The 25,559-nt window shown below is 58.8% G+C and carries 25 protein-coding genes; 6 read left to right on the forward strand and 19 right to left on the reverse strand.

The genetic code is table 11. The features are described from left to right. Nucleotides 1-21: 21 nt before the first annotated feature. The 11 genes from atpD to H4684_RS06480 all read right to left on the reverse strand — a co-directional run bounded on the left by atpD (nt 22) and on the right by H4684_RS06480 (nt 11,184). A complete protein-coding gene (gene atpD / locus H4684_RS06430; RefSeq protein WP_015775525.1) occupies nt 22-1,431 on the reverse strand; it encodes a F0F1 ATP synthase subunit beta in 1,410 nt (469 codons plus the stop codon). A gap of 13 nt (nt 1,432-1,444) precedes the next feature. Then, nucleotides 1,445-2,317, reverse strand: a complete 873-nt coding sequence (locus H4684_RS06435) for a F0F1 ATP synthase subunit gamma (RefSeq protein ID WP_092193283.1) — start codon at nt 2,315-2,317, stop codon at nt 1,445-1,447. Between the two features lie 20 nt (nt 2,318-2,337). Then, on the reverse strand, nt 2,338-3,846 hold the full coding sequence (gene atpA / locus H4684_RS06440; protein ID WP_092193281.1) for a F0F1 ATP synthase subunit alpha: 1,509 nt from the start codon (nt 3,844-3,846) through the stop codon (nt 2,338-2,340). Between the two features lie 5 nt (nt 3,847-3,851). Further along, nucleotides 3,852-4,406 (reverse strand): ATP synthase F1 subunit delta, encoded by a 555-nt coding sequence (atpH, locus tag H4684_RS06445; protein ID WP_192623219.1) that lies wholly within the window; start codon nt 4,404-4,406, stop codon nt 3,852-3,854. After that, on the reverse strand, nt 4,403-4,972 hold the full coding sequence (locus H4684_RS06450) for a F0F1 ATP synthase subunit B family protein (protein ID WP_092193277.1): 570 nt from the start codon (nt 4,970-4,972) through the stop codon (nt 4,403-4,405). Before H4684_RS06450 ends, atpH begins: the two co-directional genes overlap by 4 nt. 60 nt (nt 4,973-5,032) lie before the next feature. Then, a complete protein-coding gene (locus H4684_RS06455) occupies nt 5,033-5,455 on the reverse strand; it encodes an ATP synthase F0 subunit B (RefSeq protein ID WP_092193275.1) in 423 nt (140 codons plus the stop codon). Nucleotides 5,456-5,717: 262 nt separating this feature from the next. After that, a complete protein-coding gene (gene rodA, locus H4684_RS06460) occupies nt 5,718-6,827 on the reverse strand; it encodes a rod shape-determining protein RodA (protein ID WP_092193273.1) in 1,110 nt (369 codons plus the stop codon). Between the two features lie 12 nt (nt 6,828-6,839). Beyond that, on the reverse strand, nt 6,840-8,633 hold the full coding sequence (gene mrdA / locus H4684_RS06465; RefSeq protein ID WP_092193271.1) for a penicillin-binding protein 2: 1,794 nt from the start codon (nt 8,631-8,633) through the stop codon (nt 6,840-6,842). Then, complete coding sequence (locus H4684_RS06470) at nt 8,620-9,126, reverse strand: hypothetical protein (RefSeq protein WP_092193269.1); 507 nt, start codon at nt 9,124-9,126, stop codon at nt 8,620-8,622. Before H4684_RS06470 ends, mrdA begins: the two co-directional genes overlap by 14 nt. Next, nucleotides 9,123-10,139, reverse strand: coding sequence for a rod shape-determining protein MreC (gene mreC, locus H4684_RS06475; RefSeq protein ID WP_192623220.1), 1,017 nt, complete (start codon nt 10,137-10,139; stop codon nt 9,123-9,125). The genes H4684_RS06470 and mreC overlap by 4 nt, the downstream gene beginning before the upstream one ends. A gap of 4 nt (nt 10,140-10,143) precedes the next feature. Next, complete coding sequence (locus H4684_RS06480; RefSeq protein ID WP_015775515.1) at nt 10,144-11,184, reverse strand: rod shape-determining protein; 1,041 nt, start codon at nt 11,182-11,184, stop codon at nt 10,144-10,146. A gap of 190 nt (nt 11,185-11,374) precedes the next feature. Here H4684_RS06480 and H4684_RS06485 point away from each other — a divergent pair, with 190 nt between their 5' ends. Together H4684_RS06485 and H4684_RS21115 are read left to right on the forward strand one after the other, a co-directional pair. After that, nucleotides 11,375-12,334: a TIGR01212 family radical SAM protein gene (locus tag H4684_RS06485; protein WP_092193265.1), complete on the forward strand. Its 960-nt coding sequence runs from the start codon at nt 11,375-11,377 to the stop codon at nt 12,332-12,334. After that, on the forward strand, nt 12,331-12,810 hold the full coding sequence (locus tag H4684_RS21115; protein WP_318779619.1) for a methylated-DNA--[protein]-cysteine S-methyltransferase: 480 nt from the start codon (nt 12,331-12,333) through the stop codon (nt 12,808-12,810). The genes H4684_RS06485 and H4684_RS21115 overlap by 4 nt, the downstream gene beginning before the upstream one ends. Here H4684_RS21115 and H4684_RS06495 read toward each other — a convergent pair. From H4684_RS06495 to H4684_RS06515, 5 genes are all read right to left on the reverse strand, one after another. After that, on the reverse strand, nt 12,779-13,153 hold the full coding sequence (locus tag H4684_RS06495) for a PilZ domain-containing protein (RefSeq protein ID WP_161949166.1): 375 nt from the start codon (nt 13,151-13,153) through the stop codon (nt 12,779-12,781). The genes H4684_RS21115 and H4684_RS06495 overlap by 32 nt on opposite strands. A 238-nt stretch (nt 13,154-13,391) precedes the next feature. Continuing rightward, the gene (locus tag H4684_RS06500; RefSeq protein WP_192623221.1) at nt 13,392-15,671 is read right to left on the reverse strand and encodes a DEAD/DEAH box helicase; all 2,280 of its coding nucleotides are present in this window, start codon (nt 15,669-15,671) and stop codon (nt 13,392-13,394) included. Nucleotides 15,672-15,678: 7 nt separating this feature from the next. Beyond that, complete coding sequence (gene hemW / locus H4684_RS06505) at nt 15,679-16,833, reverse strand: radical SAM family heme chaperone HemW (RefSeq protein WP_192623222.1); 1,155 nt, start codon at nt 16,831-16,833, stop codon at nt 15,679-15,681. Between the two features lie 3 nt (nt 16,834-16,836). After that, a complete protein-coding gene (locus tag H4684_RS06510) occupies nt 16,837-17,385 on the reverse strand; it encodes an epoxyqueuosine reductase QueH (protein WP_092372377.1) in 549 nt (182 codons plus the stop codon). An 8-nt stretch (nt 17,386-17,393) separates the two neighbouring features. Beyond that, on the reverse strand, nt 17,394-18,866 hold the full coding sequence (locus H4684_RS06515; protein WP_177192962.1) for an Rne/Rng family ribonuclease: 1,473 nt from the start codon (nt 18,864-18,866) through the stop codon (nt 17,394-17,396). 277 nt (nt 18,867-19,143) lie between these two features. Between H4684_RS06515 and H4684_RS06520 the strand changes: the two genes are divergently transcribed. The 4 genes from H4684_RS06520 to mutM all read left to right on the forward strand — a co-directional run bounded on the left by H4684_RS06520 (nt 19,144) and on the right by mutM (nt 23,447). Further along, nucleotides 19,144-19,983 carry a tRNA (adenine-N1)-methyltransferase gene (locus H4684_RS06520; RefSeq protein ID WP_092193255.1) on the forward strand — a complete coding sequence of 280 codons (840 nt, stop codon included), beginning with the start codon at nt 19,144-19,146 and terminating at the stop codon, nt 19,981-19,983. A gap of 142 nt (nt 19,984-20,125) precedes the next feature. Beyond that, nucleotides 20,126-21,391, forward strand: coding sequence for a phenylacetate--CoA ligase family protein (locus H4684_RS06525; protein ID WP_192623223.1), 1,266 nt, complete (start codon nt 20,126-20,128; stop codon nt 21,389-21,391). Next, nucleotides 21,391-22,635 (forward strand): ChaN family lipoprotein, encoded by a 1,245-nt coding sequence (locus H4684_RS06530; protein ID WP_225940293.1) that lies wholly within the window; start codon nt 21,391-21,393, stop codon nt 22,633-22,635. Before H4684_RS06525 ends, H4684_RS06530 begins: the two co-directional genes overlap by 1 nt. Continuing rightward, nucleotides 22,635-23,447: a bifunctional DNA-formamidopyrimidine glycosylase/DNA-(apurinic or apyrimidinic site) lyase gene (gene mutM / locus H4684_RS06535; protein WP_192623225.1), complete on the forward strand. Its 813-nt coding sequence runs from the start codon at nt 22,635-22,637 to the stop codon at nt 23,445-23,447. Before H4684_RS06530 ends, mutM begins: the two co-directional genes overlap by 1 nt. 179 nt (nt 23,448-23,626) lie before the next feature. Here the strand turns inward: mutM and minE are convergent, their stop codons facing one another. The 3 genes from minE to minC are packed head-to-tail and all read right to left on the reverse strand — an operon-like array spanning nt 23,627 to nt 25,390. Then, a complete protein-coding gene (gene minE / locus H4684_RS06540) occupies nt 23,627-23,881 on the reverse strand; it encodes a cell division topological specificity factor MinE (protein WP_092193247.1) in 255 nt (84 codons plus the stop codon). 1 nt (nt 23,882) lies between these two features. Then, entirely contained in the window at nt 23,883-24,689 is an 807-nt protein-coding gene (minD, locus tag H4684_RS06545) for a septum site-determining protein MinD (RefSeq protein ID WP_092193245.1), read from the reverse strand. Nucleotides 24,690-24,706: 17 nt separating this feature from the next. Beyond that, nucleotides 24,707-25,390 carry a septum site-determining protein MinC gene (minC, locus tag H4684_RS06550; protein WP_161949164.1) on the reverse strand — a complete coding sequence of 228 codons (684 nt, stop codon included), beginning with the start codon at nt 25,388-25,390 and terminating at the stop codon, nt 24,707-24,709. Nucleotides 25,391-25,559: the final 169 nt, after the last annotated feature.

Below are 25,559 nucleotides of genomic sequence, written 5' to 3' on the forward strand. Positions count from 1 at the left end.
ATCAATACCCCAGAGCAAGAATTACTGTTTCTTGGCGTTTTCCAATGCCTCTTCAAGTCCGCCTACCATGTAGAAGCAGGACTCCGGAACAGAATCGTGCTTGCCTTCAATGATTTCCTTGAAGCTCTTGATGGTCTCTTCAAGCTTAACATAGCGGCCTTCCTTGCCGGTAAACTGGGCGGCAACGAAGAACGGCTGGGACAGGAAACGCTGAATCTTGCGCGCTCTGGAGACGGACAGCTTGTCTTCGTCAGACAGCTCGTCCATGCCCAGGATCGCGATGATGTCCTGCAGATCCTTGTATTTCTGGAGCAGACGCTGCACGGCACGGGCAGTCATGTAGTGGTCCATGCCGATGACGTTGGGATCCAGAATGCGGGAGGTGGAGTCAAGAGGATCCACCGCAGGATAAATGCCAAGCTCCGCGATCTGACGGGACAGAACGATGGTTCCGTCAAGATGCGAGAAGGTCGTTGCAGGTGCGGGGTCGGTCAAGTCGTCGGCAGGGACGTAAACGGCCTGAACCGAGGTAATGGAACCCGTTTTGGTAGAGGTGATGCGTTCCTGCAGTTCACCAAGGTCGGTACCCAGCGTCGGCTGGTAACCAACAGCGGAAGGCATGCGGCCAAGAAGCGCGGAGACTTCGGAGCCTGCCTGGGTGAAACGGAAGATGTTGTCGACGAACAGCAGCACGTCCTGGTTTTCTTCGTCACGGAAATATTCCGCAGCGGCCAGAGCGGTCAGCGCAACGCGTGAACGGGCTCCCGGAGGTTCGTTCATCTGACCGTAGACGAGGCAGGCTTTATCCAGAACGCCAGCTTCTATCATTTCATGGTAAAGGTCGTTTCCTTCGCGTGTGCGCTCACCAACACCGGCGAACACGGAGATGCCACCGTGGTTCTTGGCGATGTTGTTGATCATTTCCATGAGAATAACGGTCTTGCCGACGCCGGCACCACCGAACATGCCCATCTTTCCACCCTTGGGAAAGGGAACGAGCAGGTCAATAACCTTGACGCCGGTCTCCAGCACTTCAATCTTGGTGGACTGCTCCGTGAAACCGGGAGCAGGACGATGGATGGGGTACATCTTCTCGGAGGAGATGGGACCCTTTTCATCCACGGGGCGACCAACGACGTTCAGGATTCGTCCCAGGGAAGCCTTGCCGACGGGCACCTGAATGGGCTTGCCCGTGTCCTTGCCGATCTGACCGCGAACAAGACCATCGGTGTTGTCCATGGCGATGCAGCGGACGACGCTGTTGCCAAGATGCTGCGCGACTTCGACAACCAAGTTGTCTTCCTCGGCGTCAATGGTCGGGTTCGTAATGAGAACAGCGTTCAAAATACTCGGAAGATTGCCTTCGGCAAACTCCAAGTCAACAACAGGTCCGATGACCTGCACTATTTTACCGGTATTAACAGCACTCATGCGTTATGCCCCCTTATCCTTTCAGTGCCTCGGCACCGCCTACGATGTCCATTAATTGGGTGGTGATACTTGCCTGGCGCGCCTTGTTGTAGACTTTGGTCAGGCTGCCGACCATTTCGTCGCAGTTCTTTGTCGCGTTATCCATGGCCGACATGCGAGCTGCGTGCTCACTGGCCGACGTGTCGAGCAGGCCGCGATACATCTGAACTTTGACATACCTAGGCAGCAGTTCGGCCAAAAGGCCTTCCACTGACGGTTCAAAGATGTATTCGCTCGAAGCACCGGCCGTAGCCTCAACTTCTGGCGTTTCGGCGGGGAGAATCTGCGACCATGTCGCTTCCTGCTTCGCGATGTTTACGAACTTTCCGTAAACAATGTGCACTTCGTCAAACTGTCCAGAGAGGTATCCGTCAATGACGAGATTTCCTGTTTCGCTTGCCAACTGAAAATCAAAATGAGTCATGTTTTCAGCGTAAGCGGTAGTAATCTCGAATTTTGTCTTGCGGATGAAGTCTCTGCCTTTCTTTCCAATGCAGATAAACTTGACCGTCTTGCCTTCTGCTTCCTTCTGCTTGGCCAGCCTGTTGGCGGCATTGCACAAGTTCGCGTTGAAACTGCCGCACAGCCCTTTGTCCGAAGTCACCAGTACAATTCCGATGTTCTGAATGACCTCGCGCTTTTCAAGCAAGGGATGCGCGCTGGCGTCGGCGCGGGAAGCCAGATCGATAAGAATGTCATTGAACTTATCAGCATAGGGACGAAAGCGCTCGATGCGGCTCTGAGCACCGCGCAGCTTTGCGGAAGCGACCATGTTCATCGCTTTCGTAATCTGCTTGGTCTTCTTTACACCGACGATTTTGTTCTGAATGTCCCTGAGTGATGCCATTTACGACTCCTTAAACGATCCTAGGCTTTGAAACCGGCTTTGAACTCATTGATCGCATCAGCCAGCTTCTTTTCGGTTTCACTGCCAAGGTCCTTGGTCTGAACGATTTCAGCCAGGACGTCGGATTTCTGGTTGCGCATGAAGTCAACCAGTTCGGCACCGAAGCGGATGGCGTCGGTCACTGCGATGTCATCGAGGAAACCGCGGGTACCGGCGTAAAGAACTGCAACCTGCTCTTCGACGGGCATTGGCTGGTACTGAGGCTGCTTGAGCAGTTCAACCAGACGCTCGCCACGGGTCAGCTTGGTCTTGGTGGATTTGTCCAGGTCGGAACCGAACTGCGCGAAAGCGGCAAGTTCGCGATACTGGGCCAGATCGAGACGCAGCGTGCCAGCAACCTTCTTCATGGCCTTGATCTGTGCGGCGCCGCCAACTCGGGATACGGACAGACCGACGTTGATGGCGGGGCGGATGCCGGCCATGAACAGGTTGGGCTCAAGGTAGACCTGACCGTCGGTGATGGAGATAACGTTGGTCGGAATGTACGCCGAAACGTCACCGGCCTGGGTTTCAATTACAGGCAGGGCGGTCAGGGAACCGGCGCCCAGGCTGTCGTTGACCTTGCAGGAGCGCTCCAGAAGTCTGGAGTGGAGATAGAAAACGTCGCCGGGGAAAGCTTCGCGTCCCGGAGGGCGGCGCAGAAGCAGTGACATCTGCCGGTAAGCGACGGCCTGCTTGGAAAGATCGTCATAAACGATCAGGGCATGCTTGCCGTTGTCACGGTAGAATTCCGCCATGGTGCAACCGCAGTAGGCAGCGATGAACTGCAGCGGAGCCGGCTCGGAGGCGGTGGAGGAAATGACGGTGGTGTATTCCAGGGCGCCGTTCTGACGAAGGGCTTCAACCACCTGGGCGACAGTGGAACGCTTCTGGCCGATGGCGACGTAGAAACAGTGAATGTCACTGTTCTTCTGCGCGATGATGGCGTCAACGCCAACCGCGGTCTTGCCGACCTGACGGTCGCCGATGATGAGTTCGCGCTGGCCGCGGCCGATGGGCGTCATGGCGTCGATGGCCTTCAGACCCGTGTACATGGGCTCATGTACGGATTTACGGGCGATGATGCCGGGAGCCTTGATTTCAACGTTACGGAACTGATCCGTCTGGATCGGTCCGAGACCGTCGATGGGGTTGCCCAGAGGGTCGATGACCCGGCCCTGGACAGCGTCACCGACGGGAACCTGGAAAATCCGGCCCGTACGTTTGACGATGTCGCCTTCCTTGATGTGCTCCGTCTCGCCGAGCAGGGCGACACCTACGGAATCTTCTTCAAGGTTAAGGACCATTCCCATGACGTTACCGGGGAACTCGAGGAGTTCCATTGCCATCGCGTTTTCGCAGCCGTAAACGCGGGCGATACCGTCACCCACTGACAAGACCACGCCAGTTTCGCTCATCTCAACCTTTTTCTCGTAATTCTTGATCTGGCCTTCGATGATCTGGCTAATTTCTTCTGCTTTAATCTGCATAGCCTCTACTCACCCCTTTTGATATTTTCTTTCAAAATTTGCAGCTGAGCGCGAATACTGGCGTCAAGGATCTTGTCACCGATCTTGAGCATAAGCCCGCCAATAATCTCCTGATCCACTTCGTAATCAAGGACCACTTGCTGGCCCGACTCGCGTTGCAATTTATCGACAACGTTCTTCTGCACAACATCGGAAAGCTTTACAGCCGTCACCAGCTTGCCGCGAAGAACACCCTGGGCTGAATCCAAAAGCGTTCCATAGGATGCGTTGATCTCGGGGAGAAAAGACAATCTGTTTTTGTCCGCGAGCAGCAGACAAAAATTCCGAACCATGGCGCAGGGCGCCACCTTGTCCAGAATCTTGATGATTACCCCTCTCTTTTCTTCCACACCAAAAATGGGGTTGCGGAAGATCTTCGTGAGCTCAGGCGCATTCTCCAGGAGTCCAGCCAGCCTGGCCAAGTCGTCACCGTATTTCGCCATCGCACCCTTGTCGGACTGCGCTTGCGCAACGGCGAACAAAGCCTTGGCATACCGTCTTGCTACGATATTCCCAGTCAATTGAGCACCACCTTTTTAAGATATTCGTTGACCAAATCTTCGTGATCTTTCTTTTTGAGCTGCTTCTTGACAAGATCTTCAGCGGCAGTGGTAATCTTTTCGGCCAGTTCTTCACGGATGGCGTCGATAGCCAACTTGGCTTCCTGGGCCGCCGATACTTCAGCCTGAGCCCTGATCTGAGTAGCCTGGGCCTCCGCTTTGTCGATAATCGCCTGACGCATGGCCTCACCCTGAGCCTTTGCATCATCCAGAATCTTGGCTTTTTCCGCCTCAAGATTCGCGATACTCGCCTCAACTTCAAGCAAACGCTTTTCGGCATCTTCCTTGCGTTCGTCGAGATCGGCAAGGTCCGTCTCGATCTGCTTGGTGCGCCCGGACAGCAGGTCCGCGATACGCTTGCCCGCGAACTTATAGATCAAGAACGCGACAATGCCGAAATTGATTACGCGATAGAGAAGGTCGAGCAGCTTGTTGTGCCCCCCGCCATCTCCCTCGCTGGCGAAAGCTATCGCCGCGCAGAGAACCAGTGCTGCCGTCACCAATCCGACAGTCTTGAACTTTTTCAAAATTCCGCCCTCCTTATATGAAAAAGTAAATCTATGACACATAAGAAAATCCCGAACCTATCAAGCCTTGCTCAACACCTTGTTGGCGACGTTCTTGGCATAGGTGGCGACTTCTTGGCGCAGAGCCTTGAGGGCTGTCTGCTTCTGACCGTCGATCTCCTTTCGGGCGGCGGCAATCTTTTCGGCGGCTTCGGCTCCGGCCTCGGCCAAAACGGAAGACTCCACCGCGACGCCTTCAGCCTTCAGGGCTACCCGCATCTGCTGAGCTTCAACACGGGCTCCGCTCAGTGCGACCTTGTAGCTCTCAAGCTTGGCCTCCGCCTTGGCGGCGAAATCCTCGATGGATCCCAGCTTCTGGCTCATGACCTCGGCCCGTTTCTTGATGATCCCTCGGATGGGACGATACAAGATCAAATTCAAGACCGTCAGGATGACCATAAAGTTCACGAGCTGAACAAAAAAAGTGTAATCTAGATCAATCATGCCGCCCCCTAAAAAGTATGTGAATTTTTGTTCAAAGTCACAGGGCCTCTATCTGATTCCCATTTTCGTGTCAAAATCTTTTTGGACAAAGCATCAGCAAAATGATTGGCATGGCATGGGTTTTCGTAGTTTGTTCGGAATTTCACGTGTCTAGCTCGCGCTTTTCTTTTCGAAAAAAAAGTGGGTCGCTCACGTCGCGTCCACGCCTTCTTTCGGATTGGCGGCCAAAAAAAATCTGGCCGCATGAAAACACCAAAAACTGTCAGCCTTTTTTGAAAACGAAACGGCGCATGGCCACATTGAGAACGAGTCCGACCATGCAAAAGTTGACCACGGATGCACTGCCTCCATAGCTGATGAAGGGCAGTGGAATTCCGACGACAGGCATGATCCCGAGCACCATGCCGATATTGATGAGGATCTGCCAAAAGAAATAAAAGAAGACCCCGGCCGCGAGGTAGCTCCCGAAATCGTCCTTGGCTTCCATGGTGACGATGTAAATCTGATAGAGAAAAGAACAGAATAGAATGAGCAGCATAATGGACCCGAAGAAGCCCCACTCCTCGCCGAACACGGCAAAAGCGAAGTCCGTATGCTTTTCCGGCAGGAAGCGCAGCTGACTCTGGGTGCCTTCCAAAAAGCCCTTGCCCCAGAACCCTCCTGAGCCAATCGCAATCTGGGACTGGATGATGTGGTAACCGGCTCCGAGCGGATCATTACCCGGGTCAAGAAAAGTCATTATGCGCTGCTTCTGGTAGTCGTGCAGAAAAAACCAGCCAAATGGGATCATGATCGGCAGCACGACAACCAGCACCTTGAACACGGAGCCGGTGACTCCCTTGAAAAGGATCATGCCCCCCAGAATGAGCAGGATGTTCAAGGCCGACCCGAGGTCAGGCTGTTTGACCACCAGGACAGCAGGCACCAGCCCGACAAGGAGCGCCTTACCCAGGTTGAGCCAGCCCAGCTTGCCTTCCATACGCGCCATCAGTCTGGCGCCAAGGATCAAGACCGCGATTTTTGTCAGCTCCGTGGGCTGGAGATTGAAAAACCCGAGATCAAGCCATCTCTTGGCTCCGTAGATGGTTTTCCCGGCAACACTGACTCCGAGCAGCAGAACCAGGCAAAGGATGAAATACGGCCACGAAACAGATTTCAGATGACGATAGTCTATCAGCACCAACGCAGTCATCACGCACAGGCCGACCCCGCCCCAAAGCAGTTGCTTGTTGAAATACGTGTCGATTTCAAGGCCGGAAGCAAGGCGCAGGGTGCTGGCCGAATAGAGGTTCATGACCCCGACAAGAAAAAGGAGCGCCGTCAGGATCAAAAGACCCCAATTGATATGAAATATGAGTCGTCTATCGAACATTTTCTTTCCTGGTCAGTCCCCTGATCGCACATCCAGAAGCACATCGAGCACTGCCCCGGCCACCGGCCCCGCGTCCGAGCCTCCATGACCGCCATGTTCCACCATGGCCACGACCACAAAACGCTTTCCGTCCTTTTCACCAAAACTGGCCATCCAGGCGTGATCCCTGTATTTGTAGGGGATCTCCTGGGTCTTTTTCTTCTCGTATTTTTCCTGCAGTTTCACGACCTGGGCCGTGCCGGTCTTGCCTCCGACTCTCAGGCCGGGCCTGCGAAGAACCCGGGCAGTGCCCCGTTCTTCCTCCACCGTGGCCACCATGGCGTCGAGAACCAGCTTCCTGGTCGCGGGTCGCATGGGCAGTTCACCCAGCACGTCAGGCTCTTCGGACAAAAGGAGCGTCGGCCGCAAAATTTTCCCGTCGTTAACCAGCGCCGCAACAAATCTGGCCACCTGCAGGGGGGTGGTCAAGGTGTATCCCTGGCCGATGGCGAAGTTCAAGGTCTCGCCGCCCTGCCACTTCTCTCCGAAGCGGTTCAACTTCCATTCCGGGGTGGGCATGTTGCCGGCCCGCTCGTGGGGCAACTCCACGCCGGTCTTGGCCCCGAACCCACAGCGGGTCGCAAAATCGCTGATAGCCTCCACCCCGAGCTGTTCTCCCAACTGGTAATAATAGACGTCGCAGGACTCGCGCAGAGATTTCTTGAAATCTGTGGTTCCATGCCCGCCCTTGTTCCAGCACCTGAAGACACGCTTGCCGAGCTTGTAGCTGCCGGAACAAAACACCGTCGAGGAAGGCTTGACCGTGCCACTCTCAAGCCCAAGCCCGCCCACTGCGAGCTTGAAGATAGAGCCGGGCGGATAGGTGCTTTGCACCGGCCGGTTCTGCAGGGGATGCAAAGGATCCTCCAGCAGCTCCTTCCATTTCGCATGGCTGATGCCGACAACAAACTCGTTGGGATCGTAGCTGGGCAGGCTGACCAACGCCAGCACCTCGCCCGTGTCGGCGTCCATGGCCACGACCGATCCGGCCCGGCCGTCCAGCGCCTTGGTCGCGACTTCCTGCAAGGGCAAAGAGATGCTCAGATTGAGGTCCTCGCCCATCACCGGCGAAGAAACAATCCGCGAGGACAGCACTCGGCCCGAGGCATCGACTTCAAACTCTTGAAGCCCCTTGGTCCCGCGCAACCTGCGTTCGAGCATCAGCTCCACGCCCTGCTTGCCGACGTTGTCGCCCAGTTGCAGATCAGGGTCGTTGTTGAGTTCTTCTTCGTTGGCCCGAGCCACATATCCAAGGACATGCGCCAGGGTCTCCCCATGGGCGTAGGAACGCTTGGGCCGCACGGCAATGACAAGCCCGGGCCAGTCCTGCCGGTGCGCCTCGACCAGGGCCACCAGCTCAAACGGAATGTTGGGCACGATGACCTGTTCGTCGAAATGCTTGACCCGCTTGCGGCCGATTTCGAAGGCTTTTTGCAGTTCGTCCCGGGGCTGACCGGTCCAGCGGCTGATCTGGTCCAGGGTTTTAGGAATGTCCGGACAGTCCTCGCGCACCAGCGCCAGGGCGTAGGCGGGATTGTTTTCCGCCAGCAGCACTCCGGTACGGTCCCGGATGATGCCTCTTGGGGAAAACATGGTGCTTTGTCTGGTTCTGTTCTCCTGGGCGCGTCCCTGATAGAAATCACTCTTGTAAATCTGCAGGTACCACAGCCGGATACCGAAGATGCAAAAGAGGATCACCAGAAAAACGAGCAACAGCGGCGGGCCGGAAAATATCTGGGGCCGCTCCGGGGAGTTAAACGCGCCCATTTCTGCCTCCGCGCCTGTAAATCAAGAGGGCCGTACCCCAGAAAAACACGTATGCGGCCCACTGCCTGGCAATCCAGGACCAGGGAGAATACGGCCGGGCCGGCAGTTCCTGAAAGCTGATCGCCCCGCTGAGCACCACCCAGGACCAGCAAGCCAGCAGCAAGGAAAACAGGATTATGAAAAGAGGATTCTCCGGCTCAAGGAGCCATTTCGAAAGCAGAAAAAAGACCAACATACCGGCATAAAATAGAATGCTCACGCCAAAAACCAGATTTCCCCCTCCCTCCTGAACAAGAACCCACAGCGCCCCCATCCAGAGCGCGGTCCACCACTGTCCGGTTTGCAGGCAAATAAGCACGCCGGGAGAAAGGAAATCAAGTCCACCGGACAGTTCCTGCGCCCAAAGGGCGATGATCAGAAAGTCTGTCCACCAGATGATCGCGGGAATTTGACCCTTTTTAGAAGTCGAGGGATGCGCGGCTGAGAGTCTCACGGCTTCTTGCGCACAGGGTGCCGGGTAATGGTGGAAGGCTCCGGGACGGGCGGAGGCGTCACAGACGGACCGGCCGCGGGAGGAGCTTGGGCAGCGGGCTTGTCTTCCGGGCTCTTTTCGTCCCCCGGGGGAACATCCGGGGAGGACGCATTGGTCACCGCCGGAGTCATGACGGGCTGGCCGGCATCGAATCCGTCGGTGCGGCTCAGGACCAGCAGTTCCTCGTAATAGCGCAGGGCGAGAAGAGGTTCGGCGTAGACCCTTTGAAACAGGGAGACATCCGCCGGAGTGACTTCCACCACCCTGGCCACGGGAATGCCCTTGGGAAAGACACCGCCCAGCCCGGAGCTGAGCAATATCTCCCCGGGGCTGACCGGATCGTTGCGGGGGATGAACTTGACTTCAAGGAAAGCTCCGGCGCCCTGCCCCTGCACGATGGCCGGGACACGCCCCTCGCTGGTGATGACGGGAATCCGGCTGGAAGGATCGGATAGGAGAACCACGGAGGAAAAATGAAGACCCGGCTTGGCGATTCTTCCGACAACGCCCTTGGGCGAGATGACCGGGTCGTTGAGTCCCACGCCGTGGCGCAGCCCCACATCGACAAGTATGGTTTCAAGAATGGCGTTGGGACCGAGCTTCTGGCCGATGACCCGCCCTCCGCGCATCTCCCAGGAGGCCTCGGGGCTGAAACGCAAAAGCGAGGTCAGGCGATCGGCGGACTTGGCCTTCTCGGAAACGCGGGTCAGCTCCTGTTCGAGCTCCCGCACCCGCAAGACCAGGTCCTCGTTCTCCTGACGCACTCCGACCAGATAGACGTAGCGCGACCAGAATTCATCGACGTTGTTTTGCAGCCATCTCCCCGGGGCCAGGACCCATCCGGTCAACTCCAGCCCGGTCAAGGCCGCCAGGCGATCGAGGTAGCCCGTCTTCCAGTTCCATGTGTACATGGAAAAATAGAGAAACAGGGGGAGGAAGAAAAACAGGACCAGACGTTTGAAGCGAGGGGACATCACTCTACTCGATGGTTACCTCGCGCAGGACATCCAGATTGTCCAAGACCTTGCCGGAACCCAGCGCCACTGTGGACAGGGGATCATCGACCACGGTGATGGGCAGGGAGGTTTCCTCGCGCAGCAGGCTGTCGAGCCCTTTAAGGAGAGCGCCGCCGCCGGTCAGCACGATGCCCCGGTCGACGATGTCCGCCGCCAGTTCGGGCGGGGTCTGCTCCAGAGCGATGCGCACGGCCTGAACTATGGAATCGACGGGTTCGGAAATGGCCTTGCGGACCTCCTCCGAGGTGATGGTGATGTTCTGGGGGATGCCTGAAACCAGGTCGCGGCCCTTGACGTCCATGACCAATTCCGGGTCCATGGGATACGCGGAACCGATGGTCGTCTTGATGTCCTCGGCGGAACTCTCGCCGATGAGCATATTGTATTTGCGTTTGACGTGCTGAAGAATCGCCTCGTCCATCTTGTCGCCACCGATGCGCACGGATTTGGAATAGACGATGCCAGCCAGGGAGATGACCGCCACTTCGGTGGTTCCACCGCCGATGTCGACGACCATGTTCGAGGTCGGCTCGGTGATGGGCAGATCCGCGCCGATGGCCGCGGCCATGGGCTCCTCGATCAGGAAAACTTCACGCGCGCCAGCGCTCTGGGCGGATTCGCGGACGGCCCGCTTTTCGACCTGGGTGATTCCGGTGGGCACACAGATGACTATGCGGGGCCGCACCAGCCGCCGGCTGTTGTGCACCTTGGATATGAAATGGCGAAGCATTGCTTCCGTGACTTCGAAATCGGCGATGACTCCGTCCTTCATGGGACGGATGGCCACGATGTTGCCGGGGGTACGGCCGAGCATCCGCTTGGCTTCGCTGCCCACGGCCAAAACCTTGTTGTTGCCCCGATTGTCGCGCTTGACGGCGACCACGGACGGTTCCCGCAGGACGATCCCCTTGCCCTTGACGTATACGCAGGTGTTGGCGGTGCCGAGATCGATCGCCAGATCGTTCGAAAAGAACCCCAAAATCTTATCCAAAATCCTGGACATATAGTTCCTCTTTTATCATGTTCAGCGCTGTAGGCTGGAAAAAGCGTCGCCCGTTCCGGAGCACGGACCACCACGGGACACGGATGGAGCGATCCCGAAAAAGATGTGTAATGAGCCGCACTGTTTATCTGAATTTCAACGCGCAGGCAACCCGCACCGCGACCATGCACAAACCTCAATCATACCAAGCATGTCTCCATACAGATTCTACCGACTGTCTCTCTACTTCAAGCAACGCTTCGGTCAGCGAATCCGCAAAATACCGCTGGACGCCGGCAGTTCGTGCCCAAACCGGGACGGCACCCTTTCCCGGAGCGGTTGCGCTTTCTGCAACCAGAAAGGAACCGGGACGGGCCTTGCCGAAACCGGCATGTCCCTGCGAGAGCAGTACTTCGCGTACCGGGAATTATCCAGGGACCGCGACACAGGCACGCGTTTTCTGGGGTATCTCCAGTCCTTCTCCAACACTCACGGACCCGCCGCGCGACTGCGGACGCTGCTGGAGGAATTGGCGGAAGTCCCGGACCTCATCGGACTGGCCATCGGTACCCGGCCGGATTGTCTCGATGAGGAAAAACTCGACATCCTGCAAAATTCGCCCTTCGAGGAAATCTGGCTGGACCTGGGACTTCAGTCGGCCCATGACGCCACCCTGAAACGCATCAACCGGGGGCATGACGCAGAGTGCTTTGCAACCTGGGCACGAAAAGCCGCGGAGCGGGGGATCAAGGTCTGCGCCCATGTCATCACGGGCTTGCCGGGCGAGAATTTGGCGGACTTCGAACAAACCATTCTCTTTGTCAACAGTCTGCCCGTGTCCGGCATAAAAATACATAATCTGTACGTCTGCCGGGACACACCGCTGGAATCAGCCTGGCGCGCCGGGAAGATCGAACTCCTCTCGCAGGAAGAATCCCAGACCTGGCTCGTGCGCGGACTGGCCCTCCTGCGACAGGATGTGGTCGTCCATCGCATCAACAGCGACCCCGAGCACGACGAACTGCTCGCACCGGCATGGGCCAACAAAAAAACCGCGTATCTGAACGCGGTCACACAGTTCCTGCATGACACGGACACATGGCAAGGCAAGGCTCTGGGACAAGATCGCCCGGAATGGATGAACCCCCCGAAGAAACGGAAACAACCATGAACGATTTTTCAGAAACCTTTGCAAACCGTTGGTTTTCGGTCACCTTCGTCTGGAAGGACGGGCTTCTGGTCCAGACAGACCTGAACGCCGAACTCAAGGCCGCCACCCCGCCAAAATCACCCTACGGAAGCGTATTGGAGCGAATAGTGACCCAGTACGGAGACCTTCATGTCGACGAATGGCCGGACCTGCCCCTGGACAGCCGAAACTTGAGCGAATTCACCATGAAGGTGCTGGACAACCTGCGCCTGCACGCGCCCAGAGGGATTGTCACGACCTATGGGCAACTGGCCGCACTCTGCGGCTCGCCCCGGGCGGCGCGAGCTGTTGGCGGGGTCATGACCAGAAACCCGTGGCCCCTGCTTTATCCCTGCCATCGGGTGCTGGCGGCCAATCTGGGGCTTGGCGGATTCGGCCCCGGCATCGAACTGAAAAAGACCCTGCTCACTCTGGAAAAGGCTCCTCTTCCGACTTGAACGCAGGGCGACGCAACTCCTCGTCGACCTGATCCGCATCTTCGGCGTAGAGCCTGACCAGATTGCGCAGATGCGCGAAGCTCGTCTCGTCCATACTGATGAAATCGATGGCCCCGTCCTGTCCGGCACGGATGATTCGCCCATGGATGTGCATGCGCAATCCAGACTCAAGTTCCAGGGTGATATCGCATTCCTTGCCCGGCAGAATCCACTCTTCCGTGGAACACGAGAGGCCCTTCAGGCTCAAATCGTGAACCTTCCCCCGGACTCTTTTGCCCTCAAATGCTATTGTCAGCGGAAATTCAAGGCTGACCCGGCTTCGTTTACGTCGCTCTTCTGACATGCTCCCTCCCGCCCATGCATGAACCATCTCTAAAAATCCGGATTTGTCGGCCGCGAATGCGGCAATTTCCGCTGAATCATCGCGGACAACACCATAAGCCAATTACGCGAATTTAAACTCCTCGTCGACACCCAACCCCGAGCCTCGCGCAACTGCCAACAAGGATGACCGCACGACCGGTCGCACCAGCCGCGCAGGCCCCCAAAAGAAAGCCCCGGAGCTTGGCCGGGGCTGACGTTTATTCCAGGAATATCTTTTTCTTGGGCCTGGGCGGCTCGGTCTTGGCCTCGGCCGGTTTCTTGCGACTTGGGCGTGGGACCTCCCTGGTCCGCGAGGCGCCTTCTTCGGCCGGAGCATCCGCAGGTCTCGGCCTTGGTTCCGCTCGTGGTGGGCGAGGAGTCTGCGCGGGAGCTACCGGAGCCGGCGCAACGCTTGGCGCAGCGGCGGGAGTCCCGGAGGATGAGCCCGCATCAGCCGCGACATCATTGCCACCCTCGGGCTTTGCAGCGGCGGGCTTGCGCGGACGGCGGCGACGACGCTTCTTGGGTGCGGCCGCCGGCTGCTCGTCTCCAGCCACATTTTCGGTGGCCGCGACAGGCGCCGGGGAGTCCTCCGCCGGAGCCTCGTCCTTGGGTTCCACCCGAGCGGGCGCAGGCTGCATAGCGGGCTTCGGCGGCCGGGGAGTCCGGGGGGCCTGACTCTTTTCCGGGCGGGCTTCCGGCGCAGAGGACGCAGGCTCAGCGGTCAGCTCGGGAGCAACCGCAGGAGCCGCGACAGGCGCGGAGGGCACCACCGGCTCGGAGGCCGTCACGGGTTCAGAGGCCGCCACCGGCTCGGATGAAGTCTGCCGAACTCCCGGCGCTTCCGATGACTTCTCAGGACGGGCCTGATCGCGCAGGGCGGCATCAGCGGCACCGGCCGGTTTCTTGCGGGACCGCTTGCGTCGGCGCTTCTCGCCTTCTGGCCGAACGCCCTCGGCCGGCAGAACGGCTTCATCTCCGGGCTGCTCGGCCTGGACAGCCTCGTCCCGCAACTGCGGCTGGGGAGCGGGCTGCCTAGGCGCTCTGGGCGCGGCAGGCTGGGCTGGGCGGGATTGGGGCCTGGCGGGACGTACCATGTCGACCAGTTTTTCCGAGGGCTGCTCCAGCGGGGCATGAAATGTACCCTGATAGAATTCATCCACCAGCATGGCTAACAGTGCGCGGGATTCCTCGTTGGCGGCAAGCTCGCCCACGGTGCGCATGAACCGCTGCATCCGCTCCTTTTGGATATTGTCGGCCTTGCGCAGACGGGCTTCAAGCAGGAACACGGCCCGCTGAGAGATGAGCGCTTCAAGCTCCTCGTCGGCGGGCAGGGGCTGCTCGATCATCGGGATGGAGAATTTCTTGGCGATCTGCTCAAGCTCAATCTCTTCCATACCCGACACAAAAGATATCGCGACCCCGGCGGCGCCGGCCCGTCCGGTGCGACCGGTGCGGTGCACATAGGCCTCGTGATCCTGGGGCGGCTGATACTGAAAGACATGGGACAGCTCGTGGATGTCGATACCTCGTGCGGCAACATCCGTGGCCACCAGGAACTTGAGCTTGTTCAGGCGCAGTTTCTCAAGCACCTCTTCCCGCGCGGCCTGGGTCAGGTCGGCGCTGATCTCGCCCACGTCGTATCCGAACCGCCGCAGCACTGTGGAGACAAAATGCACGTCCGCCTTGGTGTTGCAGAAGATGATGGCCGAGGCCGGGTTCTCCTGCTCGATGATCTTGACGAGGATGCGGCTCTTCTGCATGGCCGGAACCTTGTAAACCACATGCAGGACGTCGCTGACGTGAACCTGGGACTGGCTCAGGGACACAAAAATCGGATCCTTCAGGAACTGCTGGGCCAGACGTTTCACGTGCCCGGGATAGGTCGCCGAGAACATGGTCGACTGCAGCCCGCGCGGCAGGTAGCGCTGAAGCTGTTTCATGTCCGGATAAAAACCCATGGACAGCATGCGGTCGGCCTCGTCGAAGACCAGGATTTTCAACCGGTCCAGATTGAGGTTCCCTTTGAGCAGATGATCCAGGATGCGGCCGGGCGTGCCTATGATGAGCTGCGCCCCGTCTTCCAGTCCCTGGATCTGGCCCTTGTAGCCCACGCCGCCGTAAATGGAGAGCGGCTTGATGCCCGCTTCCCGGCCCAGTTCCTCGGCATCGCGAGTGACCTGCACGGCCAATTCGCGGGTGGGAACCAGGACCAGGGCCTGCGGCGCGCCAAGACCGGTGTCGATGCGGTCCAGAATGGGCAGCAAGAAGGCCCCTGTCTTCCCGCTGCCGGTCTGGGACTGGACCATGACGTCCTGTCCGCCAAGCATGTGCGGAATGGTTTGCACCTGCACCGGCATGAGCTCGGCCCAGTTCAAACGGGTCGCGGCAGCCTGCAGTGTCTGCGGCAGGTCGGCCATGGAAAATGCCTTGCCTTCGAAATTCTCGGCTTGGGAGCCCTCATTTTGGGCGTCACCAAAATCATTGTTGTCTGTCATACGTGTCCTACACAGTGTCTGCGTGCATGCGATCCAAAACTCCTAGCACCATTTCGATGACGGAATTACTGACCAGCATGCCCTTACGTGTCAGTTGAAGATGACCGGTCCGGAGGCGAACCAACCCGCTGGAGCGCAATTGCTCGACAGCCGGGTGGCGCCACGGAAATTCCGTTCCGGTCGTTGCCTTAAATTTATCCAGGTCAAGCCCGGCGCCCGTGCGCAGGGTCAGCATGACCATTTCCAGCCGGCGGGTCAGCGCCGACAAAACCTCCACCTCGTCTCGCGCCTCGCCCTTGGCCACAACCTCTGCATACTCTTCAAACGCCGAAGGGTTCGACCATCTGCGGCCCCCAATGGTGGAAACCGCCGCAGGGCCAAGCCCCAGATAGTCACGCCCGGCCCAATAGCCTTGGTTGTGGCGGCTCTCACGGCCCGGACGGGCATGGCTTGAAATTTCGTAGTGAGCGTATCCGCTCGATTCCAGAAATTCCGATCCGTCAAGATACATCCGGGCTCCAGTCTCTTCGTCCGGCAGGACCAGCGCCCCATCCTCGACCTTGCGCGTCAGAGCCGTGCCGTCCTCCAGACTCAGCCCATAACAGGAGAGATGCTCGGGTGCCAACTCCACGACCGCAGCCAGATCGTTCATCCAGCGATCCAGAGTCTGACCGGGCAGGCCCCAGATCAGGTCAAGGCTCAGGTTCGAGAAACCGGCAGCCCTGGCGGCGTGCACGGCACGACGCGCCTGCGCGCTGTCGTGTGGGCGTCCGAGCATCGCCAGCAGATCGTCCTGCAGGCTCTGCACCCCGAGACTGAGCCTGTTCACTCCAAGGCTCCGCACGCTGTCCAGAAATCCGGGCCGAAGCGCTGAATCCGGGTTGGCCTCCAGCGTGATTTCAGCCCCTGAACTCAGTTCAAAACAGGTATCGGCCGCACGCAGCAGGGCCTCGATCTGCCCGGGCTCCAGAAGCGATGGCGTCCCGCCCCCGAAATAGACCGACTCAAGTCGAACCCGGCCCAGACTCCGCCCCCAGCCCTCCATCTCCTGCAGAACCTGCCCTACATATAATTTCGCCGCCTCCCGGGAAAACGGGCCGGAATGGAAGGCGCAGTAACCGCATTTGCGCACGCAAAAAGGCACGTGAACGTAAAGCAGCATGGTCTAGACGCGCCTGCCAAGCTCCGAGGAGTAGCGCTCGAATTCGCTGTAAAGGCAGCCGCAGTACTGCTGCCGGTACATCCCCCAATCCTTCGACTGGGCAATGCCCTCCGACCAGCCTGAACGAAAATCCTGATAGTGAAACGCCACTCCCGAACCCTCGGCCAGATCGTGGCCCAAAGTCCGAATCTGTTCGTGCTTCTGGAATTTACTGTAAAGGAGCGTGGAGGTGAAGGCGTCGAAGCCACCGCGCCGGGCGATGGACAGGGTCCGCTCCAGCCGCAGGGAATAACACGGCAGACAGCGGTTCGGCTCACGATAGGTCACCGCCCGAAAATAGGCCTTGGGGTCGTACTCGTCATCCTTGAAGATGACCGGGATATCCAGGCGTTCGGCCATCTGGACCACGCCTTCCCGGCGACGCAGGTATTCCTGCAGGGGATGAATGTTGGGATTGTAATATAGGCCTGTCACACCCATCCCGGCCTCAAGCAAGGCCCGGACGGGTGTGATGGCGCACGGCCCACAGCAGATGTGAACCAAAATCTTCATGGAAGAACCTAGCAAAATGCGCAGTTGGGCGTTTCCGTGGGCATGACGAAGATCTTGCGACCGAATGTCTGCTCGAATTCCATGAGCTTTTCCCGCTTGCGGTTGACAAGGTACTGCATGAGATCCGCGTCGGTCTTGTAGGTGAACGTCTCGGAGCTCTTGTCCTTGCGCAGTTCGCGGTAGATGTCCTTGAGGGCCTGCATGGAGCGCCATTCCAGATTGCGGCGGGTGCCTGCCCCGGAGCAGTGCGGGCAGGGCTCCAGGCTTCCGGAAAGGGCCGAGGTGCCAAGACGCTGGCGAACGATCTCAAGCAGGCCGAATTTGGAGATGCGGCCTATGTCCGTGCGTGCACGATCGACCTTGAGAGCCTGGCGCAGCACCTTCTCCACCTCGCGGATGTGCTTGCCGTCCTTCATTTCGATGAAGTCGACCACGATCTGGCCGCCTATGTCGCGCAGCATGAGCTGGTTGGGGATTTCCTGCGCGGCCTCGATATTGGTCCGCAGGGCCATCTCCTTGAAATTCTTCTCTCCTCCGATCTTTCCGGAGTTGATATCGATGGCGGTCAGGGCCTCGGTGTGGTCGATGACCAGCTGTCCGCCGCTGGGCAGGTTGACGCTGCGGCTGAAAATCTTCTGCAGCTGCGCCTCGATGCGAAAACGCTCGTAAAGGGTCCGTTCGGTCTCGGAGTGAACCTTTATGAAGGTCTTGCGGCGGGGAAAAATAAGGGCTGCGAAATCCGTGATCTGCTTGGCGGTCTCGTCGTCATCGACCCAGCATTCGGCGATGTCGGGAGTGAGGTAGTCGCGGATGGCCCGAAAGGCCAGATCCTTTTCCTCATAGATAAGGGCCGGAGACTCGGAGGAGATGCCCTTCTTGCGGATGTCCTTCCACAGGCGCTTCAGGAACTGCAGATCACGGGACAGGCTGCTCTTGCTCTGGGATTCGCTGACCGTACGCACGATGACGCCCAGGCCCTCGTCGAGCTTGAGCTCCTCGACGACTTCCTTGAGGCGGTCGCGCTCCTTTTCGTCTTCGATCTTGCGGGAAATACCGAGCTGTTCGCGCCCGGGGGTGAGCACAAAATAGCGTCCGGGGATGGACAGATAGGTCGTCAGGAAGGCGCCCTTGGAACCGGTAGGTTCCTTGACCACCTGCACCAACACTTCCTGGCCTGGCTTCAGGACCTTCTGCAGGGGCGGATACTTGCCCCGGCTGGGCACGTCGCCCTGGTAGTATTCGGGATGGACCTCGTCGACCTGAAGAAATCCGTTCTTGTCCGCCCCGTAGTTGATGAAGGCGGCCTGCAGGGCCTGATCGACGTTGTGAATCTTGCCCTTGTAGATGTTGCCCTTGGTCTTGCTCTGATGGAGCATTTCAACATAATATTCGCACACCACGCCATCTTCCATGATGGCTACTTCCACCTGTTCACCAGGCAGCACGCTGATGAACATCTTGCGTTTCTGCTTCTCGCCCATAGATATCCTCAAATGAAAAAAGTTTCCGGCAAAGCCGGGGAAAAATAAAAATTTGCGTATCAAGAAACCGGAAAAAATTTGTGAAAACGAAGCGTGTGGCGCAGAAAACAGGACAATGACCGGACTCTGCCGGACGCACAGCACGCCGAGTATCAAGTATGTTCTTTAACCGGCCAACGGAGCTATAGCAAGAAAAACCATCTTCAGAGCCAGGGGGATTGCTTGACATACCATTATGCCGTGGCTACTCCCGCCTACGCACTTTACAGGAGGCCACATGCTCGAACCGGGACAGCTGGTAATGCTGCTCAACGCAAACGACAAGCGATATTTTGTTACTGCCCAGGAAGGGCAGGTAATGCATACAAATGAAGGACTTCTGCACCTTGACGAAGTCCGCGCCGCAGGCTGGGGACAACAGGTCATGACGCACAAGGGCTATCCCTTCACCGTCATGCGCCCCACCCTCTACGATCTGGTCAAGTCGGTGAAACGCCGCACCCAGATCATTTATCCCAAGGAAATCGGCTACATTGTCATGAAGCTGGGCATCGGGCCCGGTTGCCGCATCGTCGAGGCCGGCTGCGGCTCCGGCGGTCTGACCACGGCTCTGGCCTGGCTGGTCGGCGACACGGGCAAGGTCTACACCTACGAACGCCGTGAAGAATTCTACACGCTCTGCCGCCAGAATCTGGAGCGCATCGGCCTCTCCCACCGCGTGGAGCAGTTTCATCACGACATCGCCGAAGGTTTCCAGCCTCACGCCGCCGACGCCCTCTTTCTGGATGTGCGCGAACCTTGCGATTATATCCATCATATTCCGAACGCGGTTGTGCCCGGCGCGCCTGTCGGTTTCCTGCTGCCGACCACCAATCAGGTCCAGGATCTGCTGAAGTCACTGCAGGACGGCCCCTTCAGGCAGATCGAGGTGGTGGAGATATTCCTGCGCCACTACAAGCCGGTGCCCGAGCGTCTGCGCCCCGAGGACCGCATGGTTGCCCATACCGGCTTCCTGGTTTTCGCCCGCACCTTTGCCCAGCTTGACACGCCTGAAACCGAGGAGCCACAAGCCCTCCCGCAGGAAGACATGCCGCAGGAGCCTTTGACCGAAGATTGATCAGTCTTTAATTCATCTTCAATTTCAAGGATTTGCAAGTACCCACTTGCAAATCCTTTTTTTATTCCTGTATAAGACCTTTTTCCCCACCTTTTAACCCCGACCCCACGGCCGGACCCTGCCACCGCAAGGAGGAGTGCTGATGACCCGCAAGGATCGCACTGAAGGCATTTTCAGCCGACGCGAAGTTCTGGATGCCACGGAACGCCAGAAATACTACCAGATCCAGCTCAAAGAGCTGCTCTCTTATGCGTATAGATATTCCGAAGACGTAAAGAAGCGCTTTGACCGCGCCCAGTTTTCCGTGGAAAAATTCCGCGATCTCATCGACCTCAAACATGTCCCGATCCTCAAGAAAAAGGAACTCATCTTCCTGCAGTCCATGGGCCCGCGCCTGGGCGGCCTTCTGACCAAGGACCTGGGCGAATTGCGCCGCGTCTTCCTGTCCCCCGGCCCGATCTTCGACCCCGAGGACAGAGGGGACGACTACTGGGGCTGGACCGAAAGCTTCTACGCCGCGGGCTTCCGTTCCGGCGACCTGGTCCAGAACACCTTCAACTACCACATGACCCCGGCCGGTCTGATGTTCGAGGAGCCCCTGCGCCAGTTGAGCTGCGCCGTGGTGCCCACGGGCCCCGGCAACACCGGCAGCCAGCTCGACATCATGAAGAAGCTGCGCGTCACCGGCTACGTGGGCACGCCCAGCTACCTCATGCACCTGGCCCAGAAGGGCGAGGAGAAGGGCCTCAACCTGCGCAAGGACCTGTACCTGGAAGTGGCCTTCGTCACCGGCGAAAAATTCTCCGAGAAGCTGCGCTCCACCCTTGAAAAGAAATTCGACCTGATCATGCGCCAGGGCTACGGCACCGCCGACGTGGGCTGCATCGGCTACGAATGCTTCCACAAGAACGGCCTGCACATCGCCAACCGCGCCTACGTGGAGATCTGCCACCCCGACACGGGCTTCCCGCTCAAGGACGGCGAAGTGGGCGAGATCGTGGTCACGGCCTTCAACAAGACCTACCCGCTGATCCGCCTGGCCACCGGCGACCTGTCCTACATCGACCGCGCGTCCTGCCCCTGCGGCCGCACGTCCCCGCGCCTTGGAACCATTGTCGGCCGCGTGGACACCACCGCCCGCATCAAGGGCATGTTCGTGTACCCGCACCAGGTCGAGCAGGTCATCTCCAGCTTCGAGGAAATCAAGAGATGGCAGATCGAAGTCACCAACCCAGGCGGCATCGACGAAATGACACTCTTGATCGAGACCTCGGGCTTCAAGCGGGAAGAGGAGCTGCTGCACATGTTCCGCGAGAAGATCAAGATCCGGCCGGCGCTGAAGATCCTCACCCCCGGCACCCTGCCTCCGCAGATCCGGTTCATCGAGGACAAGCGCAATTGGGATTGATGAGAAGCCTGATCCTGCCCCTCCTGCTGGCCATGCTTGCCGGATGCGCAAAACCGGCGGCGGTGACTCCCCCATGGGTCTCCCCGTCGCCGGGATCCTTTCTCTCGGCCAAGGCCGAGCCCCTGAGCGACGCAGACGTCGTGAAACGGGCCCGGCCCGCCGACTTCATTCTCATGGGCGAAAGCCACACCAACCCTTGCGACCACACCGTCCAGGCACGCCTCATCGAAGCCCTGGCACAAAGCGGACATCGCTTCTCCATCGGCCTTGAGATGCTGCCGGTCACGACGCAAACCGTTCTGGACGAATTCAACGCACGGCGCATCGCTGCCGCCGATCTGGGCGAAGCGGTGAACTGGGAAAAGATCTGGGGCTACCCCTACGCTCTCTACAAACCCATTTTTGAATTGGCCGAAGAATTCGACCTTCCCGTAATCGGCCTGAACATCCCGCGACAAACGCTGGTCACCTTCCGCGACAAAGGCAACGAGGCCTTGAGCGAGGCCGACAGAAACGCCCTGCCACGCCGGATCATCCCGGCCAGTCCGGCCCAGAAGGCAGCCCTGGAGATGCAGGTCGGACTGCATCAGAGCATGCGTACGGCCACCGCGCCCGGCTCCGATGCCACGGACACGCCGGCCAAGGATGCCAAGGCGTCCAAAGCCATGCCCGGCAAGGTCCCTTCCATGAACGCCATGGCCGAAAAATTCTACCTCGTGCAGGCCCTGTGGGATTCCATGATGGCCGAGCAAGCCCTGCTCTCCCGGGAAAGGCTGAACCGGCCCATGCTGATCCTGGCCGGGAGCGGACATGTGGAGCACGGCTGGGGCATCGAATACCGGCTGCGCACCCTTGAACCCGAAGTCGCCTGTCTCTCCGTCATGCCCGTGCGCGATGCAGAGGATTTCAAGGCCCAGGCCGACATATCGCAGCGCCCCATGCCTGCGGAGCAGGTCTATTTCTATTGCGCGGCCCAGCACAAAAGCCGCCTCGGCATGAATATCCTTTTCGAGGAAAAGGCCATGCGCGTCGAGAGCGTGGAACCCGGCTCAAAGGCCGAATCGGCAGGACTCATGGCCGGAGATGTACTGGTCGAGGCCGCAGGTCGTCCCCTGACCGAAGCCATGGATCTGCACTTCGCGGCCATGGCCGCTTCCCGTCAGAACAAGCCGCTTAAACTCACCGTCAAGCGTGCCGGGCAGACCATAAGCCTGACCATCCCCTTGGCCGCCCCTCAAGACTGATGCCCGAACTGCCCGAAGTCGAAACCATCGCCCGTGGCCTGCACACCCTGGTCCAGGGGCGTCGCATCCTCGAAGCGCATCTGCTCACGCCGAGCGTGTTGCGGGCAGGACACCCGGACTCCCTGCCGGGCAGGACCATCACCCATGTCTCGCGCCGGGCCAAGCTTCTCCTCGTCCATCTGGACCAGGGCGAGTGTCTGGCCTTTCACCTCAAAATGACCGGACGGGTCTGGATCGCAAGCCCGGGCCAGGAACTGCCCAGACACACACATCTGGTCTGCGACCTTGAAGGCCGGGACCGCCTGATCTTCGAGGATACGCGGCGTTTCGGATTTTTCGGAATATATAAGCCGCAAGACCTTGAAGCCTGGAGCTTTTACCGCTCCCTCGGCCCCGAACCGCTGGAGCGTTCCGCCGAGGAACTGGCGGAACGCATCGGCACGCGTCGGGCCTGCGTCAAGGGCCTGCTTCTCAATCAGACCATCCTGGCCGGAATCGGCAACATCTATGCCGACGAATCCCTTTTTGCGGCCCGCATCCATCCGGCCAGCCTCGCCTCAAACATCCCTCCGGAACGGCGTATCGTCCTTTGCAGTGAACTGCGCCGCATCCTGCTTGAGGCCATCGCGGCCGGAGGCAGCACCATCAGCGACTACCGCAACGCCTACGGCAAAAGCGGCATCTTCCAGGACAGCTTCGCGGTCTACGGCAAGAAGGGCGAGCCCTGCCCGGCCTGCAAAAAGCCCTTGCAGGCCGCAAAGATCGCCGGACGGACGTCGACGCACTGCGTTACGTGTCAGAAAAAATATTAAAAGTGATTTTTTTGGATCGCAAAGAACGGCAGGGGCAAGAGCCTCAATGTGATGAGAAGTGCTTGAAAGACCCTTCCCAGAGCTGTCAACGCCATGCGGAATGTCTGGTCGGGAATCACTTTCCCTGAAAAAAAGCCGGGGCGGCGTAACGCGGCCCCGGCGCTTGGCAATTTTTCAAATCAGCGCTTGTTGTCAGGGAGGGTCACGTTGAATTCCAGGACCTCGCAATCGCCGTCCCTGTTCACGTCCACCCGGATGTCATCAAGTTCCACATGCACATATTTCTGCACCACCTGCATGAGCTCCTGACGCAGACGGGGCAGAAATTCGTACCCGCCGTTTTGGGCCCGCTCGTGGGCCACGATGATCTGCAGCCGGTTCTTGGCCACCTCAGCCGTGTTTTTCTTGGTGCGGAAATAACTGAAGATACCCATGTCAGCCTCCAAAAATCCGGGCGAAAAAACCCTTCTTGCGCGAAGTCAGGAAACGATGCGGCAGATCCTCGCCCATCAATCGGGACACCGCGTCCTCGTAGGCCTGTCCCGCGTCGCTTCCGTCGTCGAGAATGACCGGCTCGCCGGAATTGGAGGCGGCCAGCACGGACTTGGATTCCGGGATCACCCCCAGCAGCGGGATGGCAAGGATCTCCTCCACGTCGGCCACGCTGAGCATCTCGCCCCGCTCGACCCGCTCGGGATCGTAGCGTGTAAGAAGCAGATGTTCCCGTATATTCCCGCCATTCTTGGCCTTTCTGGTCTTGCTCTGCAAAAGGCCCAGCACCCGGTCGGAATCGCGCACCGAGGACACCTCCGGATTGGTCACGACCACGGCCTCGTCGGCGAAATGCATGGCCATGAGCGCCCCGTGCTCTATGCCCGCCGGCGAATCGCAGATGACGAAGTCGAAACGGGCCGAAAGCTCGTCCAGCACCTTCTCCACACCGTCCATGCGCAGGGCGTCCTTGTCCTTGGTCTGGGACGCGGGAAGTATGAAAAGATTTTCGACCCGCTTGTCGCGGATCATGGCCTGATGCAAGGTTGCATCACCCTGGATGACGTTGACGAAATCATAGACCACCCGGCGCTCGCAGCCCATGATCAGATCAAGGTTGCGCAGGCCTACGTCGAAATCAAGCACCGCGACCTGCATGCCTCGACGGGCCAGGCCCGTGGCCAGGGAAGCGCTGGAAGTGGTCTTGCCGACCCCGCCCTTGCCCGAAGTAACAACAATAATTTTACCCACAGTCCCTCCTGGTCCTGTCAAAGAGATTCAATCAAAAGCTGACGCCCGCTCAGACGGATCTGAGCCGAAGCGCCATGCAGGTTTTCGGGCAAATCCTCGCTGACCCGGTACAGCCCGGCGACAGAGATCAGTTCCGCCCGCAGTTCCTTGCAAAAGATCCGCGCCCCTTCGAAACCCATGACCCCGGCCAGGGCCCGGCCGCGCAGCGGCGCGTAGATATGGATATTGCCGTCGGCGATGACCTCGGAGCCCTGTCCCACGGGAGCCAGCACCACAAGATCGCGGCCCTTGGCATAGATCTGCTGGCCGGAACGCACGGGCTTGTCCACGACCATGGCCGCCGCATCTCCAAAAGGAGCACTCGCCCCGCCATTGGCCGCCCGTCCCGGAGCAGGCTTGCTCTCCGGAAAAACGCCCAGATGAAGATTGGGTGCCAGCCGCTCATGATACTCGTTCCCGCCCTGGATGCCCACGGGCATCATGCCCTGATCCCGCAGCAACCTCACCAGGCCGTTCAGGTCAAGCCCGTTGCGCATCTCGCCCAAAGCGGAAAGGTCCACTATGACTGCCATGTTGCGGAAAAATTCGGGAGTCTGCCCCAGACGTTCTTCAACATCAGCGCCCAGATCGGCCAAATCGACCGTCAAGGGCCTGAAAAGTGTGCAAGGCGCGACTTTTCCCTTTATTTCAAAGGACGACACATCAATGTCCTTAAGGAGTTAAGCGTTAAGATCCGGGGAATGCCCCGAGGATGAACGGCGGCTTTACCTTGGCCTGATGCCGAACACAAGCCTACCCAGCCCCCCTTCTTGGATCCACCCCTTCTCGGAACCGCCCCTTGACGGGCCCCCCGGTCTTGCACATGAAAAT

This window comes from Desulfomicrobium macestii, from assembly GCF_014873765.1.
Classification (GTDB): domain Bacteria; phylum Desulfobacterota; class Desulfovibrionia; order Desulfovibrionales; family Desulfomicrobiaceae; genus Desulfomicrobium; species Desulfomicrobium macestii.

What these genes read in the sequence shown, in the direction of transcription:
- H4684_RS06525 (WP_192623223.1), top strand. Translation starts at nt 20,126, where the DNA reads ATGACCCGCAAGGATCGCACTGAAGGCATTTTCAGCCGACGCGAAGTT.
- hemW (WP_192623222.1), bottom strand. Translation starts at nt 16,833, where the DNA reads ATGCTGCTTTACGTTCACGTGCCTTTTTGCGTGCGCAAATGCGGTTAC.
- H4684_RS06500 (WP_192623221.1), bottom strand. Translation starts at nt 15,671, where the DNA reads ATGACAGACAACAATGATTTTGGTGACGCCCAAAATGAGGGCTCCCAA.
- H4684_RS06510 (WP_092372377.1), bottom strand. Translation starts at nt 17,385, where the DNA reads ATGAAGATTTTGGTTCACATCTGCTGTGGGCCGTGCGCCATCACACCC.
- rodA (WP_092193273.1), bottom strand. Translation starts at nt 6,827, where the DNA reads ATGTTCGATAGACGACTCATATTTCATATCAATTGGGGTCTTTTGATC.
- mutM (WP_192623225.1), top strand. Translation starts at nt 22,635, where the DNA reads ATGCCCGAACTGCCCGAAGTCGAAACCATCGCCCGTGGCCTGCACACC.
- H4684_RS06480 (WP_015775515.1), bottom strand. Translation starts at nt 11,184, where the DNA reads ATGTCCAGGATTTTGGATAAGATTTTGGGGTTCTTTTCGAACGATCTG.
- H4684_RS06520 (WP_092193255.1), top strand. Translation starts at nt 19,144, where the DNA reads ATGCTCGAACCGGGACAGCTGGTAATGCTGCTCAACGCAAACGACAAG.
- H4684_RS06530 (WP_225940293.1), top strand. Translation starts at nt 21,391, where the DNA reads ATGAGAAGCCTGATCCTGCCCCTCCTGCTGGCCATGCTTGCCGGATGC.
- mrdA (WP_092193271.1), bottom strand. Translation starts at nt 8,633, where the DNA reads ATGGGCGCGTTTAACTCCCCGGAGCGGCCCCAGATATTTTCCGGCCCG.
- mreC (WP_192623220.1), bottom strand. Translation starts at nt 10,139, where the DNA reads ATGTCCCCTCGCTTCAAACGTCTGGTCCTGTTTTTCTTCCTCCCCCTG.
- H4684_RS06435 (WP_092193283.1), bottom strand. Translation starts at nt 2,317, where the DNA reads ATGGCATCACTCAGGGACATTCAGAACAAAATCGTCGGTGTAAAGAAG.
- H4684_RS06485 (WP_092193265.1), top strand. Translation starts at nt 11,375, where the DNA reads ATGTCTCCATACAGATTCTACCGACTGTCTCTCTACTTCAAGCAACGC.
- H4684_RS06495 (WP_161949166.1), bottom strand. Translation starts at nt 13,153, where the DNA reads ATGTCAGAAGAGCGACGTAAACGAAGCCGGGTCAGCCTTGAATTTCCG.
- H4684_RS21115 (WP_318779619.1), top strand. Translation starts at nt 12,331, where the DNA reads ATGAACGATTTTTCAGAAACCTTTGCAAACCGTTGGTTTTCGGTCACC.
- atpA (WP_092193281.1), bottom strand. Translation starts at nt 3,846, where the DNA reads ATGCAGATTAAAGCAGAAGAAATTAGCCAGATCATCGAAGGCCAGATC.
- H4684_RS06455 (WP_092193275.1), bottom strand. Translation starts at nt 5,455, where the DNA reads ATGATTGATCTAGATTACACTTTTTTTGTTCAGCTCGTGAACTTTATG.
- minE (WP_092193247.1), bottom strand. Translation starts at nt 23,881, where the DNA reads ATGGGTATCTTCAGTTATTTCCGCACCAAGAAAAACACGGCTGAGGTG.
- atpD (WP_015775525.1), bottom strand. Translation starts at nt 1,431, where the DNA reads ATGAGTGCTGTTAATACCGGTAAAATAGTGCAGGTCATCGGACCTGTT.
- H4684_RS06515 (WP_177192962.1), bottom strand. Translation starts at nt 18,866, where the DNA reads ATGGGCGAGAAGCAGAAACGCAAGATGTTCATCAGCGTGCTGCCTGGT.